At 64.4% G+C, this 13681-nt stretch carries 18 protein-coding genes and 1 pseudogene; 8 read left to right on the top strand and 11 right to left on the bottom strand.

Annotated elements, in window-relative coordinates:
- The first annotated feature begins 64 nt into the window (after positions 1–64).
- Positions 65–1114 carry a lipoate-protein ligase LplAB gene (gene lplAB / locus ELQ92_RS02135; RefSeq protein ID WP_128497299.1) on the top strand — a complete coding sequence of 350 codons (1050 nt, stop codon included), beginning with the start codon at positions 65–67 and terminating at the stop codon, positions 1112–1114.
- Positions 1111–2076, top strand: coding sequence for a DNA-methyltransferase (locus ELQ92_RS02140; RefSeq protein WP_243694816.1), 966 nt, complete (start codon positions 1111–1113; stop codon positions 2074–2076). Before lplAB ends, ELQ92_RS02140 begins: the two co-directional genes overlap by 4 nt.
- A gap of 117 nt (positions 2077–2193) precedes the next feature.
- Here the strand turns inward: ELQ92_RS02140 and ELQ92_RS02145 are convergent, their stop codons facing one another.
- Entirely contained in the window at positions 2194–2511 is a 318-nt protein-coding gene (locus tag ELQ92_RS02145; RefSeq protein WP_243694817.1) for a GyrI-like domain-containing protein, read from the bottom strand.
- A gap of 279 nt (positions 2512–2790) precedes the next feature.
- On the opposite strand from ELQ92_RS02145, the gene ELQ92_RS02150 reads away from it, so the two are divergent.
- From ELQ92_RS02150 to ELQ92_RS02165, 4 genes are all read left to right on the top strand, one after another.
- Positions 2791–3126, top strand: a complete 336-nt coding sequence (locus ELQ92_RS02150; RefSeq protein WP_128497301.1) for a hypothetical protein — start codon at positions 2791–2793, stop codon at positions 3124–3126.
- A gap of 130 nt (positions 3127–3256) precedes the next feature.
- The gene (locus ELQ92_RS02155; RefSeq protein ID WP_208004209.1) at positions 3257–3460 is read left to right on the top strand and encodes a hypothetical protein; all 204 of its coding nucleotides are present in this window, start codon (positions 3257–3259) and stop codon (positions 3458–3460) included.
- On the top strand, positions 3457–3795 hold the full coding sequence (locus tag ELQ92_RS16435; protein WP_208004210.1) for a CopG family ribbon-helix-helix protein: 339 nt from the start codon (positions 3457–3459) through the stop codon (positions 3793–3795). Before ELQ92_RS02155 ends, ELQ92_RS16435 begins: the two co-directional genes overlap by 4 nt.
- Before the next feature lie 31 nt (positions 3796–3826).
- On the top strand, positions 3827–4348 hold the full coding sequence (locus ELQ92_RS02165; protein ID WP_128497303.1) for a thermonuclease family protein: 522 nt from the start codon (positions 3827–3829) through the stop codon (positions 4346–4348).
- A 218-nt stretch (positions 4349–4566) separates the two neighbouring features.
- On the opposite strand, the gene ELQ92_RS02170 is transcribed toward ELQ92_RS02165, so the two are convergent.
- Complete coding sequence (locus tag ELQ92_RS02170) at positions 4567–5133, bottom strand: hypothetical protein (RefSeq protein WP_128497304.1); 567 nt, start codon at positions 5131–5133, stop codon at positions 4567–4569.
- 135 nt (positions 5134–5268) lie between these two features.
- On the opposite strand from ELQ92_RS02170, the gene ELQ92_RS02175 reads away from it, so the two are divergent.
- Positions 5269–6027, top strand: a complete 759-nt coding sequence (locus tag ELQ92_RS02175) for a DUF5677 domain-containing protein (protein ID WP_128497305.1) — start codon at positions 5269–5271, stop codon at positions 6025–6027.
- 65 nt (positions 6028–6092) lie between these two features.
- On the opposite strand, the gene ELQ92_RS02180 is transcribed toward ELQ92_RS02175, so the two are convergent.
- The 6 genes from ELQ92_RS02180 to ELQ92_RS02205 all read right to left on the bottom strand — a co-directional run bounded on the left by ELQ92_RS02180 (position 6093) and on the right by ELQ92_RS02205 (position 9788).
- Complete coding sequence (locus tag ELQ92_RS02180; RefSeq protein WP_128497306.1) at positions 6093–6287, bottom strand: hypothetical protein; 195 nt, start codon at positions 6285–6287, stop codon at positions 6093–6095.
- A gap of 58 nt (positions 6288–6345) precedes the next feature.
- Positions 6346–6657 carry a nucleoside triphosphate pyrophosphohydrolase family protein gene (locus ELQ92_RS02185; protein WP_128497307.1) on the bottom strand — a complete coding sequence of 104 codons (312 nt, stop codon included), beginning with the start codon at positions 6655–6657 and terminating at the stop codon, positions 6346–6348.
- Positions 6658–6726: 69 nt separating this feature from the next.
- A complete protein-coding gene (locus ELQ92_RS02190) occupies positions 6727–7341 on the bottom strand; it encodes a class I SAM-dependent methyltransferase (protein ID WP_128497308.1) in 615 nt (204 codons plus the stop codon).
- A 108-nt stretch (positions 7342–7449) separates the two neighbouring features.
- Positions 7450–8256 (bottom strand): hypothetical protein, encoded by an 807-nt coding sequence (locus tag ELQ92_RS02195; protein ID WP_128497309.1) that lies wholly within the window; start codon positions 8254–8256, stop codon positions 7450–7452.
- Positions 8257–8334: 78 nt separating this feature from the next.
- Positions 8335–8802: a hypothetical protein gene (locus tag ELQ92_RS02200; protein ID WP_166426680.1), complete on the bottom strand. Its 468-nt coding sequence runs from the start codon at positions 8800–8802 to the stop codon at positions 8335–8337.
- 11 nt (positions 8803–8813) lie between these two features.
- Positions 8814–9788, bottom strand: coding sequence for a DUF2599 domain-containing protein (locus ELQ92_RS02205; RefSeq protein ID WP_128497311.1), 975 nt, complete (start codon positions 9786–9788; stop codon positions 8814–8816).
- Positions 9789–10285: 497 nt separating this feature from the next.
- Between ELQ92_RS02205 and ELQ92_RS02210 the strand changes: the two are divergent.
- A pseudogene (locus tag ELQ92_RS02210) lies at positions 10286–11168 on the top strand (IS5 family transposase).
- Here the strand turns inward: ELQ92_RS02210 and ELQ92_RS02215 are convergent.
- The 3 genes from ELQ92_RS02215 to ELQ92_RS02225 all read right to left on the bottom strand — a co-directional run bounded on the left by ELQ92_RS02215 (position 11162) and on the right by ELQ92_RS02225 (position 13448).
- Positions 11162–11593, bottom strand: a complete 432-nt coding sequence (locus ELQ92_RS02215) for an SRPBCC family protein (RefSeq protein ID WP_341810985.1) — start codon at positions 11591–11593, stop codon at positions 11162–11164. The pseudogene ELQ92_RS02210 and the gene ELQ92_RS02215 overlap by 7 nt on opposite strands.
- Before the next feature lie 43 nt (positions 11594–11636).
- On the bottom strand, positions 11637–12695 hold the full coding sequence (locus ELQ92_RS02220; RefSeq protein WP_166426681.1) for a chymotrypsin family serine protease: 1059 nt from the start codon (positions 12693–12695) through the stop codon (positions 11637–11639).
- 348 nt (positions 12696–13043) lie between these two features.
- Positions 13044–13448 (bottom strand): hypothetical protein, encoded by a 405-nt coding sequence (locus ELQ92_RS02225; RefSeq protein ID WP_128497313.1) that lies wholly within the window; start codon positions 13446–13448, stop codon positions 13044–13046.
- Positions 13449–13681: the final 233 nt, after the last annotated feature.

Genomic DNA, 13681 nt, shown 5'->3' on the forward strand with positions numbered 1-13681 from the left:
GTCCCCCGCGGCAGGCTCGTCCCCCGGCGGGCGTGATCGCAGCGCTCGCGGATAGTGTGTACGCATGCACGGTGAGTACAAGGTCCCGGGTGGCAAACTCGTCGTCGTCGATCTCGACATCGTCGATGACCGGCTCGCCGACGTCCGCATCGCGGGAGACTTCTTCCTCGAGCCCGACGACGCCCTCGACGCGATCAACGCCGCCGTCGAGGGACTTCCCGCGGAGTCGGATTCGTCGCGCATCGCCGCGGCGGTGCGCGCGGCGCTCCCCGAGGGGGCGACGCTCTTGGGTTTCAGCCCCGAGGCCGTCGGCGTCGTGGTGCGCCGGGCGCTCACGAACGCGGCCGACTGGCGCGATTTCGACTGGGAGATCGTGGACTCCGGCGCCATCTCGCCGCGCATGCACCTCGCGCTCGACGAGGTCCTCACCGCGGAGGTCGGGGAGGGCCGCCGCGGTCCCACTCTTCGCATCTGGGAGTGGAACGAGTCAGCCGTCGTGATCGGCAGCTTCCAGTCGGTGAAGAACGAGGTCGACCTGGAGAACGCCGCGGCCTACGGCTTCGACGTCGTCCGTCGCATCTCGGGCGGTGGGGCGATGATGATGGGCTCCGGCAACGTCATCACCTACTCCCTCTACGTGCCCGCCGAACTCGTTCAGGGCATGACGTTCGCCGACTCCTACGCGTTCCTCGACGAGTGGGTGCTGCAGGCGCTGCAGTCGCTCGGCATCGACGCGACCTACCAGGGCCTCAACGACATCACGAGCCCCGCGGGCAAGATCGGCGGGGCCGCGCAGAAGCGGCTCGGTTCCGGCGCCGTACTGCACCACGTCACCATGAGCTACGACATCGACGGTGAGCTCATGACGAAGGTGCTGCGCATCGGCCGCGAGAAGATGAGCGACAAGGGCACGAAATCCGCCGCGAAGCGTGTCGATCCGCTCAAGAGCCAGACGGGGCTCTCCCGCGCCGAGATCATCGAGCGCATGCTGCAGTCGTTCCGCTCGCTCACGGGCGCGCGCGAGGGGCACATCACGGAAGCCGAGTTCGCCGCAGCCGAGCAGCTCGCCGAGTCGAAGTTCGCGTCCGACGCCTGGCTCCACCGCGTTCCGTGACGTCGCAGGACGAGAGACGCCTCCCCGAGTCGAGCACGATCATCGAGGGCGACAACCTCGAGGTCACGGCGTCGCTGCCTGACGGGGCGTTCACGGTCGTCTATCTCGATCCGCCGTTCAACACGGGTCGAGTGCAGCGGCGGCAGTCAGTGACGAGCGAGCGGATCCTGCCCGTGGATCCGGCGGCCGACGAGACCACCGCCACGGAACCGTCCGATGTCGAACCAGCCGGCCCGCCGATCGACGCCGAGGCACCCGAGACTCCTCCCGGTCGCGGTGCTCTCGACCCGAGCACGCGCGTCGTCACGGGCTTCAAGGGAGCGACGTATCGGCACGTGCGCGGCGAACTGCGCGTCTTCGACGACGCGTTCGACGACTACTGGGAGTTCCTCGAACCGCGCCTCACGGAGGCGTGGCGCCTCCTCGCCGACGACGGCACGCTCTACCTGCACCTCGACTACCGCGAGGCGCACTACGCGAAGGTCCTGCTCGACGCGCTCTTCGGGCGCGACTGCTTCCTCAACGAGATCATCTGGGCCTACGACTACGGCGCGAAGTCGCGCTCGCGCTGGCCCACGAAGCACGACACGATCCTCGTCTATGTGAAGGACCCCGCCGCCTATCACTTCGACTCCACCGCGGTCGATCGCGAGCCGTACATGGCGCCGGGCCTCGTGACGCCGGAGAAGGCGGAGCGTGGCAAGCTCCCGACGGATGTCTGGTGGCACACGATCGTCTCCCCGACGGGGTCAGAGAAGACGGGTTACCCGACGCAGAAGCCGCTCGGCGTCCTCCGCCGCATCATCCAGGCGTCGAGCCGACAGGGCGACTGGGTGCTCGACTTCTTCGCGGGCAGCGGCACGACGGGCGCGGCCGCGGCCGAGCTCGGCCGCAACTACGTTCTCGTCGACTCGAACCCGGCGGCCATCGCCGTCATGCGCGATCGTCTCGGCTCCGCGTGAGAGGCAGACGCGCGACACCCGGCGGTCGCCTGCCCTTCGACAAGCTCAGGGACCGTGCTGCCGCAGGATCGCAGAGACGGTCTTCGAACGGTCGCTGAGCCTGTCGAAGCGCGAGCGTCAGGCGCGTTCCACCGGGAGCCAGAGTTCGCACGTGGCGGTGCTGAAGTCCTCGGTTCGGTCGAGGATCGAGACGAGCGATGGTCCGGGGCGGAGCCGCCACGGGTTCGACGGAAACCGATCGGTCGCCGTGGCGGCCCACACCGACTGCAGTGCCGCCGGGTAGCCGCCTTCCGTGCGGAACACTGCCCACGTGCCGGCCGGTACCTCGATCACATCCAGATCGGCGGGGATGTCCGCCGCCTCGGTGACGGCGACGCCGTGCAGGTAGGTCAACTCGCTGCCCTCGGCGTAGTCGGGGTCGACGTCGGCGCTCACCTGGCAACGGACGTACTCAGGCAACGGCATTCCGGCCAACGACGAGAACATCCGTCGCAGGTGGTACTCGGTCGTCCCGAGTCCGGTCGCCAGTGCGGCGACGTCGAGGTCGACGAAATCTTGCTGTCCCAGCGGTGGAGCCCCTCCTCAGTCCCCGAAATGAGGAAGCTCCGTCCGGGCCCGGCCCCAGGAGCTCAACGGACGACCGCTGCGCGGCCGGCACGGACGACCGCTGCGCGGCCGGCGCTGTGGGCACCCTGCGGGCGCCGTCTTCTTACCGTGAAGCCTTCGGCAGCATACGTCGACGAACTTCCCGAATGGGGAGGGCTGGATGAGTGGCTCGCAGCCGAGCAGATCCTCGGGGTTGCCTTCGGTCAGCAGGTCATGGAAGAACTAGGAGAAAGCGTCGAGGAGCGCGTGCAGAAGCTGGGACCACTCGTGGAGTGGGCGCAGGTCCTCAGCCAGAATCTACGACTCCTGAGGAAAGGTCGAAACGATGCGGCAGTCCGTGATCTGGCGGCCCATGCAGAGAAGCTGGTTATCGAGCTCCCCGAGAAGAACGGGTGGGATCTCCCTCCCGCATCAAGCCCGCGTATCCGACCCCTTCATGAGTAGGAAACGGCTGCAACTAGACCATATTGACCAATAGTGTAGCCGGTATCTGTGCCGCACTTTAGTTGCGGGAGTCGAGTGGACGCGAAGCGCCGACAAGCACGGGGTACCTCGCGAAGACGCGTTATACGCGATGATGCACGCCGACGTGTCGTCGGAAATCGACGGCGAGCCGGGGGAGCAGACCATCGTCTACGTGGGCCACCCGCACGGACAGACGGAGCGTTACCTTGAAGTGATCGCGGCGCACCGGCCGCCGCGGACAATCGTCATCTTCCACGTCATGCCCCTCACAGGCCAGTTCCGTTACCTGCTGCACGAAGGAGAAGCACAATGACCGACGACAAGTACGAGCGGCTGGCCGAGCGCGCCGAGCGCGGCGAACTGACCGTGAAGCCCGGGACCGTCCGCCGCGGCCCCGGCGCTGGCGCTGCGGCCCTCGACGCCCTGATGGAAGCGACGGGAGCCGCCAGTGCCGACGACGCGGTGCACCTCGCGATGGGGCGGCCGCCGGTCGGCACCAAGCGTGGCCCCTCCCCCGTGGTCCGCGCACGGGTGCCCCAGGCGCTCAAGGATCGACTGCACGCTCTCGCCGAGCGCGAGAACCGAGACGAGTCCGACATCGTCCGGGAGGCTCTGGCCGCCTACGTCAAGGTGCGTCAGGTCTCCTAGGGCCCGAAGAAGGTTGGAAGGGGAACCGGTCGTGAGCGTCTCGCGGCGACGACGTGCCGCGTCGACGTTTCTCATCGCTCTCATGCTCGGCGGGATCACGGCTTGCACGCCTGCCCCCTCCGACCAGGCGTCGACGGTCGAGGCTGAGGAGGGTGAAGTGGTCGCGGTCGTCGACGGAGACACGATCGACGTGCAGCTGCCCGACGGGGAAGCGCGGATCCGCATCATCGGAATCGACACCCCGGAAATCGCTCGAGAACCCGGCGAGACGAGCGACTGCTACGCCGACGAGGCCCGAACGTCCGTGAACGACCTCCTCTACGGCCGCACCGTCGAGCTCCGCAGCGACCCGACGCAAGACGACGTCGACCGGTACGGACGGCTGTTGCGACACGTCCTCGTCGACGGGAAGAGTGCGGCCGTCCTGGCCCTTGGAGCCGGCGTCGGCCACGAGTACACCTATGACGCGGACTACGACGGCCAGGCGGCGCACAGAGAAGCCGAGAAGTCCGCAGCCAGTCACGGGGTCGGCCTTTGGTCCGCCTGCAGCTGACACGGTGATCCACGACCCGCCGCAGCGTGCCGCCGCTGATAGGGCGGCTGGCGCCGTCGTTGTCTCGACCCTTGTATGGGCCCGTGCGAGGCCGTGCGGTCACGCAGCTTGTTGCGCAGCACGACACGTGCGCGTAACGTATGACGTGCGAAGGGCACTAGCCCCGAGAAGTAAGCCTGGCAGTCATCCGGACGGTTCGACGAGCCAGGCTCGCGCATTTAACGGAGGCGAACGACGGCCTCGACGATCGAGTCGCATCGGCGGATCCAGTCGCCGCGTGCTTGGTAGCACCAGGCCACCGCATCAGCGACCCAGAGCTGTGGGTGCTCCGCCGGACCCGCATGCGCATACTGCAGGTCCGCGCGGCCGTCGCGGCCCCGCAGCGTCGCAGCGATCAACTTCCGGTCCGCGTGTTCCAATGACTCGTCGCGCTCGAGGACAAGCCGGTTCGCGCCGCCGTCCGCCGCGTCGATCACGAGCTGTTCGACGCACAGCGTCCGCGCCGTCTTGTCGTCGGCGCCGTGGACTTCATACACGACCACGCGGACGTCGAGCTCGCACATGCTCGACAGGATCGAGCGTCGCGATGAATCCGACTCGTGCGTGAAGTGGATACGTCGCTGCCCGCGACGCACCAACCCCCGTAGCTCACGGCTGGTTGCCTGGAGATCCCCGGAGGAGACCGCCGCAGCTGCGATGTAGTAGCCGCGTGCTTTCGATTCGTCGACGAAGACGTGGCTGCCTCGTCCGAACCGTTCCATGATCTTCGACCGTACAGCGTGCATGCCGTTCTCCTCGCCTCCGCGCGGCGCTCAGCGCGCCTCACCCGTCATAGGTGTCGGCACGGCACCTGATCGGACACGAACCGCAAACTCTCCCCGTTCATCGCGCGTGTCGCCGGTGTGAGACACGATGGGCTCATGTCGTCACGGCCCGTCTCCTACCGGCAGGTACTCGAAGAATTGCTCGATATCTGGGATCAAGCTCAGACAGCTCGAACGGACGCACAATTGGTGAGGGACCCTGCGGATCGGATCCGCGTCGGGGTCATCGTTCGGGGGCTTGCCGCTCACGCGGTCGACTGCGGTCGGGGAGTCCTAACGCTGTACCGAGCGAGCCAGCCTGTGCCGGCAATCCCGTTGGTCCGGTGCCTTATGGAGGATGCAGTCACGGCGATATGGGTTCATGCAGTCGAGGACGCGTGGCGCTCGTTCAGTAGCGACGGTGCCAAGAGCCGTGCTCGAGCTCTACGTGAAATGCAAGAGCTCGACCCGTCGGACCTCATCGCCGGCGAGCGTCTGGCCGAGACCGAGAAGCTGCTCGAAATGCTCGGGCCCGCCTCGGGCCACCTCATCCAACAGCGGATGCAGGCAATCGAGGGTGGGGAGAACTGGTACCTGCTCTACCGCGCTGCCTCAGCGTGGACGCACGCGGGAGTGCCCATCGTGGACCTCTACACGGAAGTCGATGAGAGGTCTGAGATTGGGATGTCTGCTCGCCCTCACGCCTCGTTCCGCAACGCCAGCGCGTACATCGCCCTCGCCGCAACGTACCTGCTCCATACGCTCGCGATCTGGGATAGGTGCCAAGTTGACCGGCCCGACAGAGAACGCCTCGACGACCTCACCCAGCGGCTCGGGCTCACGTCCACGTACAAAGCGCGCGCATCAAGCACCTGACCCCGGGCGGGCCGACTTCGGCCGCAACGACGAGCTGCACGCGCCAATCGGTTTAGAGCGCGTTTCTACTGTTCGACGCCGACGATGATTCCGTTGTTCATCGTGGCCGCAAGGTCGCACAACGCTTCAGCTTGAGCGAGGGTGACGATGTCGCGTTCCTGCGGCGTGAGGACGCGATCGGCGCTCTTCAACTCGGTGCGGATCTCCGTCAGTTCCTTGCGGAGAGCGATGAAGTGCTTCGTATCCGGGCTCAGGCTCATGCGCACATAATGGCACCTCCCATCCGAGGTCCCGCCACATTGTCCGTAAGAGGATGGTCTAACGCGCGGGCTTCCAGACGAGCCACTTCCGACCAACCTCGTCCCACAGATCGACTTCGAACCGTTCAGCCAGCAACAGGACCTGAGCGAATACATCCGCCATCTCTGCGCGAAAGTCGGCCTCGAGCTCCTCCGAGGATCGGCCCTTGTCCCGCGCCTGCCCGGCTCGCGCGAGATAGGCCTGTGTCAGTTCGCCCACCTCCTCGTGCAGCTTGAGTAAGAGCCAGTCGTCGGTTCGCTCGATCTCGTTCCGCGCGGCATAGCCCTGGGACACAAGCTCGACGTCACGTTGTAAGCGTTGTAGTTCCATCAGAGCAGTCTCGTGGTCGCTCCGGAGGCCGAGCAACCATGCGCTCCGTCGAGGTCCGACGGGGACCGCTCAACGCCCAGTGACGCGCAGCCGAGCAAGGATGGCGCCATGAGGGCGGGGTTTCGGCGCTGCTCCCGTGCGCGTGTGGATCTCCACGACCTCGAAGCCCGCTCGTCTCACTTCCTCCGCCAGAACCTCGGGCGGCCACCGGTACGCCCCGACAACGGCGTGCTCGAAAGGCTCGACCGCGGGGCCGGTGAAGAACCCCAGCAGCAGACCTCCCCCGGGCCGCAGGACGCGTGCGAACTCACCGAGAGGACGAGCGATGGTCGCGGGTTTGTGATGGATCAGCGAGTACCAGGCGAGGACGCCCCCGAGGCTCCCGGGGGCGTCTGGAAGCACGTCGATGCTGCCGACATCGAACGGCACTCCGGGATGAACCTCCCGAGCATGAGCGATGAAGGCCCGTACGTGATCGACGCCGCGCGAATCGTGGCCCTTCTCCGCCAAATATCCGGTCCAATGCCCGGGACCGCAACCGGCATCCAATATCGGACCATCAATCTGACCAGCCCAGGCCGTCACCAGCTGCACATCCGAAGGGTGAACAGACTCCATTGACCCGAAGAGAGTCGTGTACTCCTCTGCTCGCTTCGAGTAGGAGGTCTGAACATCCGACGGCATAGGACCAGCCTAGGCAAGCCGTCCTGTCCGTATGGGGATCGTCTTTCGGAATTCAGGCCGCAGATTCTTCGGCGCGAGGTTGAGCTGACATAATATCCAATATCGGCTCTAATTAGAGAGTGGTTTCGATTCGGCGAGAAGTGCTTCGTGCATCTCGTCGCGATCAGCCGGAGAGATCGACGCCAGGTCGGCCGCCGACGTGATGAGATGCCCACCCGCTGTGAGTCTCATGTCCGAAAGAAGCGATGACGAAAAGATGGGTATGCCGTTCTCGCTCTTACGGCGCTCTCGCCCGACGAGGCTATCCGCGTACTGCAACTCATAGAACACGCGATCTAGCGACCATGGAGACCACTCTGTGACGGACTCGAGCTCGACGTCTGGCAGTGGGTTGTCCTTGTCTGCGATCAGCGCCAATGCCACGAGCTTCGGCCAGCTCAGGCCCTCAACGGTGGTGATTAGCCAGTGCGCTGTGCGTTCGTCGAGCCAATCGCTGACGGCAACGTTCGCCAGCGTCGCCGCAATGTGGGGCAGCTTGCGCTCTTCAAACGATCCCCGCGCGACCTGCAGGACGTGTTCGATGACCTCGTCTGCGGGTGATCGCCCGTCCAGCCGCGCCCGGATGATCTCGTCACCCCGCAGTGTGGCGCCCTCCTCGAGGTGCTTGATCAGACGATCGCGCGCGAGGACGACAACGGCCCCGATCCTGCTCTTCTCGCGCGCTGACAGGAGACGGCTGCTCGCTTCGCTGAGAGCAGTGGTGATGCCCGTCCCGAGCACGGCACCGAACACGGCGCCCGGGGGACCCGCCACGGCAGAACCGACGCCGGCACCAGCGAGCGCGCCCGCGAGGTCGGCTCCGTAGCCCAGCCATCGGTCGACTATCGACGCGTCAGGATCCGGGGTAGACGGCACGGGGCTCACACTACTGATCAGAAGGCCCCCCGCGCAGCTGCCTGAGGGGCTTTCCGTTACGTCGGTTGTCGCCTTGTTTCAGCGGGGTTGCAGCATTGGCGATTGGCGTCCGCCTCGTCGGAGAGTGAGGAGTGCAGCGACGACGCTGACCCCTGCTGCGAGCGTCCCGGTCGCGATGACGGTGAGTGTCCACATCTCGTCGGCTGGCCTACTTGTTGCCTCGTTGTTCGACGCCTCGCCGAACAACACGACCATCACCAGGAACGCACACGAGGCAACGGCGGCGGCCAGCGTGCTGAGGGTCGGCAGTGACGAACCACCGATCGCTGCAGACCAAGCTCGACCGAGATACCAGCCGAGGGCGAGGAGAGACAACGCCATGACGGAGTACAGCGCTGTAGCGGCGATCATCAGCGCCGGCGTATCGCTATCGCCGTCGAAAGGGACTGCGGGAGAGGACGTCGACGCACCCATCGCCCCCATCGCCACCAAGCTGGCCAGGAGCACCACTGCGGACACGGCACTCGCTCGAAGGTTCCTCTGCATGATTGTTCCTCTCACCATGAGCATTTCGACGTGACAGCCTTGACCGGATCCTTACTTGTGCCGCGGCTGCTCTCGAGGTCCCACGTCGGCTTCTTGTCGACCCCGAGCCATCCACCGACCCCGATGAGCGCCTTTCCCCAAGCATGGCAAAGCCACTGTTGACGATAGGTGACCTTCCGAAGCTCTGTACCTTTCGACTTGCTCGACTTCGTCACCTTATTCAAGAGCTCACTCCACCCAGCCCAGTCCGCATCGTGGGAATTGATAGCCGCCATCATCGGCGTCACTGACACAGAGATCGCGGGCTTGCCCTTATACGTCCACCACTTGAACTTCGAGATGAGGTCGACTCCCAGCCAGGGATCGGCAACGACGGGGAACGCAGAATCCTTCGTGACCCCGACGTGCTGCGTGATCGTATTCCCTTGCATCGTGTAGTGGGTTTCCACCGCCTCGCCGTTCGCGTCAGTGGCCCAGGGCGGCGCCACAAAGACCGCTGGCGACCCGTCCAAGTTGTAGGCAACGGCTCCCCCGCCTTCTAGCGGCTCGAGTGCGGCTCCCTCAGGAAGGTCGATCGTGTAGTCGTATGTCGTCGGCGCGCTGGAATCGTTCAGGACCGAGTGGATCGCGACGGAGCCGTCGTCAAGGACTGCTGGGACGACGCTGTATGACTCGTCGACAGACAGCGAAACCAGATTTTCTGCCAACGAGGAGTCTGCCGACTCTGCCACAGGTAACTCGACGGTCAAGTCCGTGCCACCGTCATCAAGGCTGACGGTGTTCCCGTTGACGGCCGCCTTCTGAGCGGATAGATCATCGAAGCGCTCTGCTACCGGCGATACGTCGGTGACATGCTCTGCGTCCGAAACGGCGTCGTCCGCGTAGGCGGGCACCACCGTCGCCCCTCCGATCATCGCCCCAAGTGAAATGGCAACGAGAACCATCTGATCCCGACGCCGTCTCACGCCGACCGATTGCGTGTTCATGTTCCCCCCTTCTACCGCGGACCCCCGGTTCGCCTGCTGTGAATCTAGCTCGGACGTCTCAGGAGCACAGTCGGGCAGATAGGGGACGCAGTTGGGGGGTGACGCGGGAGTGCCGCAGCCGTCGCTTCTGACTCGGTGCAACTCCGAATGTTGGGACACGAATCTGTCGAGCCGTCACGTTGTCCGTATGGGGATCGTTCCACGAGACCCCCCGGGAATCTTGTGGGCTTGTGTGATGCTTCGCCATGGTATGGCAACTTTCCTCGCTCGCACCCCAGGCGAGAGGGCGCCTCTCAGAAGACTCTTCCTACGCGGTAGCGCGCCACAAACAGGGCAAAATTATCGGGTGGGGGCCGGCTTGCCCCCACCCGATAAGACCAGAACGATTCGCGGGAAGTGTGGGTGGCTGTGGCTTACTTCCCGCTGCTCGAGCTGGTATGTGGGCTAGGGTGTGTTGCTAAAGGCGCTTCGGTAGCTAGCGGGTAAGTCTTGGACGCGTGTCGCGCGATGTGATTTCCGATGAGGCGTGGGCTGTGATCGGTCCGCTGTTCCCGACTGCCAAGGTGACCGGGCGGCCTCCGGTGGATAGACGCATTGTGGTCGAGGCCACCGCGTGGAGGTTTCGCACGGGTGCGCCGTGGCGGGACGTGCCGGAGCGGTTCGGGAACTGGAACACGATCTACAAGAACTTCAACCGGTGGGCCGAACAGGGCGTGTGGGTGCGCGTGCTGGAGAAGGCGCAGTCGCTCGCGCAGCAGTCCGGGGACCTGGATTGGGTCGCGTCGATCGACTCCACGATCGTGCGCGTGCACCAGCACGGCGCTACCCTTCCCCGCACCACAGGGGGCTCTGTCGAACTACAAGAAGTTCGGTGAGGAACCGGCGGATCACGCGATCGGCCGCTCCCGCGGTGGGCTGACGACAAAGAACCACCTGGTCTGCGACGGGAAGGGCAGGGCCCTCGCGTTCATCCTCACCCCGGGACAGGCGGCGGACACCAGCATGCTGACTGCGACGCTGAGCGAGATCCGCGTCCCGAGCGGGAGGGGCAGGCCGCGGTCCCGGCCGGACCGGGTGCTCGCGGACAAGGGCTACCCGTCGAAGGCAAACCGGGCCTGGCTGCGCGAGCGCGGAATCGCCGCGACGATCCCCGAGCGTGACGATCAGATCGCCCACCGGCGCAAGCGGCGCGGGCGACCGATCGATTTCGGCGACGAGCAGCGGGTCCGCTACCGCGGCCGCAACGTTGTCGAGCGATGCTTCAACAAGCTCAAGCAGTGGCGCGGGATCGCGATGCGTTCAGACAAGACCGCCTGCAACTACCATTCCGGGCTCTGCCTCGCCGCGACACTCCACTGGCTCACCAGCAGCGTTCACTGAGCATCAACGTCGGCTGCTTGGTCCTCGCTCGCGCGCTTCAACCCTGCTAAGTGATACCGCCACCCCTCTTCGTGTTCCGCAGGCAACGAGTGCGGAGTCCGAGCGCGGGAGAATCCTGACTCGGTGAGTGTGACCGAGGTCGACTCCCCGTGCGTAACGAGGTCAATCACGACGTCGAGGGGGTGATCCCAGCCCTCTTCCGTCCAGCTGAATCCGAGAAGACTCGGCTCGTCGCATCGCGTGACGCTTCCCGTCGCACTTGCCTGGCGGCCTTCCTCGACCCAGGTCTCAACGAGCGGAGAGCCGACGACCGCCTCAAAGCGCATCTCAGGCCACCACGCGCCCCTACCAACGGTCAGGCACCGCCAGACAACGTCAACAGACGCGTGGATGCTCGTCGCCACCGTCACCGAATCACGAAGCACATGACCAAGCTATCGACTCAACAGGAGCCTTTAGCAACACGACCTAGGGCACATAGGCGAGGCCCCAGCCGGTCCCGGGGGTAACAGGCTGGACAATGACCTGGGAACTGCATAGCCGACCACCTGCGTCGCCGGTGCACGTAGGGGACACCGGACCGTGGATTCCGCTGATGATCCCCGAGGCGTGCAGGAGTCCATCGACAAGACGGTAGGCGGGGCCGCCACTGTCACCCTGGCCTGCGGCCGGGGTGCCCGAAGTTTGGGTGGTGTAGGCGGTTCCCCAGTAGCAGACGGCCGGTTCTTGGAAGCACGTCGTGTTGTTCGTCGAGGTCACATTGTTGTTGCACACATTTCCCGAGTACGCACCGCTGAAGCAAAGTGAGTGCCCGACAACTGGGATCGAACCGCCACGCACCAGAGTGATGGGAGTGGTGCTTGTATTTGTTCCCGTAAACACCGCTGGATAGAGCGCTCCGACACTTCCGCCCGTCCAGCGCCCCAGGTCGTACTGACTGACGGAACTCGTCATCGTGCCGAGTGAGGATCCGTTCCCCACTACTGTGCTGTAGTTCCATTCATTTCCAGGGTTTTGTCGTCCGCAGTGGTCCGCAGATAACATCGCCGCTTGATTCGTTGTGATGTTCTGAATTCGGTAGCCGGTGCTGCAGCCGTAGCCCGTCTCCAGGTCCTTCATATATGCACCGCTAATTAGGGTGGAGAACGTCGCGACGTTCCTGAACGCGGTAGCTTGCATCTCCGGAGCTGTCTCAACGGAAACATCGAGTCCTGTCGTCTGCTTCAGGCGGTCGCTGAGACCACTCATGTCAATCCGCGACGTCGGCGCTGCGATCCTTACGGTGAGAGACGAACCGTCTTTCGCGGGAAGAATGTCCGCGATCTGAACTCCAGATTCGAGTTTGCCGCCATCGGACGTGAGCGTTCCAATCGCTGCGTCCACCTCTTCCTTTGAGTGGATCGCCGGAACAATCGAGACACGCTGAGCAGGAAGATACTCATCAAGTTTGGCCTGAAGAGCGGTCGGGTCTTCGGTTGAGTAGACCAACAAGGTTGAAGTAGCCGAATCCCACTCAAACGTGTTCACGTCTGGGGCCGAGGGACTAGACATTAGATCCCACAGACCATCCTCAGTATCGGCGGAAAGTCCGTCACTGTCTTTGCCCGGGGTCTCCCACACTGCGTCAGACGGGATCGGTCCGGTAAATGGGACAAGCCCGGGCCTGTCTTTATCCGCCGCCGCTGCTGGCGTTAGAGAACTAAGGCCGACGAGAGCCGCGACCGCAACAACACTGAACGTTGTCCTATACATAGGAATTTTCATAGAGAGCGAGTCCTTCGCGCACGGATCCGAGAGAGAGCCACCCAACTCGATTCGAATGCTTAGTCAGCTAACCAAATGATGCAGACGGTCTGCAAGAAGCGACGTTGCAACTCACCCGAATGGGGGTAACTGCACTTTCTGTTCCCCCACAATCGCGCTCTCGATGCGCGATTCTTGTGCTTCCTCAGGGAGTTCCATTTCAAACGTCGTGGCAGCCATATCGGCCGTGCACGCTCCGTCAGGCGGCGGTGCCAGCTCGACCAGCACCACCGACGGAGTGAGTAGAGATATGGCGGAGGGCGTAGACGGGCAACTCGAACTGCCCCACGTAGTAATCAGGACGTTGCCCGTTTCCGACCATCTGGCTTCTGGCCCGTACGATGATTCGGTTGCGGGCGGTGCATCGGTTGGCCGACCGGAGAATTTATCCACATAGGCCTCATCATGGGTACAACCGGCAGTCAGGCTTACAAGGGCAATCGCAACGCCGAACATTCCCATCTTTTTCAGTCTCATCATCAGCCTCCTGAAGTGTCCGATTCTCGCGCGGCCTGTTGCTCGTGAAGCAGGCTCCCATGCTCCGGAGATTGTTCGTTGCCCACCGCCGCGGGCTACACCACTTTAGGTGGTACTGCTGCCCGAGCCGCTCGCTTACTGCCCCAATCACAAGGTGACGTCGAGCGGACAGCACCGAGGAGTTCGCGGGCGCGTAGATGGGGAGGCCACGTGCGACACGATCCCTTTTGGTT

This window comes from Labedella populi, assembly GCF_004078655.1.
In the GTDB taxonomy this organism is placed as follows: domain Bacteria; phylum Actinomycetota; class Actinomycetes; order Actinomycetales; family Microbacteriaceae; genus Labedella; species Labedella populi.